The 1189-nt window shown below is 69.2% G+C and carries 1 protein-coding gene; it reads left to right on the plus strand.

Annotated elements, in window-relative coordinates; genetic code table 11:
* Positions 1-1189, plus strand: a 1189-nt coding sequence (locus ACWGPE_RS19025; RefSeq protein ID WP_452049318.1) for a PP2C family protein-serine/threonine phosphatase, incomplete at both ends; no start/stop codon positions are given.

The raw sequence follows: 1189 nt of genomic DNA on the forward strand, positions 1-1189 counted from the left end.
GCATCTCGACGACGACGAGCCCGGCGGCGACCTGCTCAGCAAGCTCAACACCGCGGTCGGCCAGGGCAATGCCGCGATCGCGGCCCACGTGGAGGCCGACCCCGAACTCGACGGCATGGGCACGACGCTCACCGCGATCCTGTTCGCGGGCAACCGGCTGGGCCTCGTCCACATCGGCGACTCCCGCGGCTATCTGCTGCGCGACGGTGAGCTGACCCAGATCACCAAGGACGACACCTTCGTCCAGACGCTGGTCGACGAAGGGCGCATCACCGCCGAGGAGGCCCACAGCCATCCCCAGCGGTCGCTGATCATGCGGGCGCTGACCGGGCATGAGGTCGAGCCGACACTGATCATGCGTGAGGCCAAGGCCGGTGATCGCTACCTGCTGTGCTCGGACGGTCTGTCCGATCCGGTCAGCCACGAGACCATCCACGAGGCCCTGCAGATCGAGGATGTCGCCGAGAGCGCCGACCGGCTGATCGAGCTGGCCCTGCGCGGCGGCGGTCCGGACAACGTGACCGTGGTGGTCGCCGACGTCGTCGACTACGACTACGGGCAGACCCAGCCGATCCTGGCCGGCGCGGTGTCCGGAGACGACGATCAGACCGCGCCGCCGGACACGGCCGCCGGACGGGCCTCGGCGTTCAATCCCCGTCGCAACGAACCCAAACGCGTGGTGCCCCAGCCGGCCGAACCGGCCCGCAGGCCACGATCGCGCCGCCGGTTCGTCATCGCCGCCGTGCTGCTGGTGCTTGTGCTCGTCGGCGGCCTGGCCATCGGCCGGGAGATCATCCGCAACAACTATTACGTCGCCGAGCACGACGGCACTGTGTCGATCATGAGTGGGGTGCAGGGCTCCTTTCTCGGTATCTCACTACAGGAGCCGTATCGCCTGGGCTGTCTCAACGCCCGCAACGAACTGTCGCTGATCAGCGCCGACGACACTCAGGACCAGCGCGAGTGCCGGTTGATGGCCATCGACGACCTGCGTCCCTCGGAACGGGCCTCGGTGAAGGCCGGTCTGATCGGCGGCACCCAGGACGAGGCCATCGAGCAGATCACCAAGCTGGCCCGGAGCTCCGTCCTGCCGGTGTGCGCCCCGCGCACCGCCACAACGACGTCGAAGCCCGCCCCGGCACCCAGCCCGGCGCCGTCTCCGTCACCTTCAGCGGCTCCGATGCCGGCC

The sequence above is a fragment of the Agromyces sp. NPDC055658 genome, assembly GCF_053618155.1.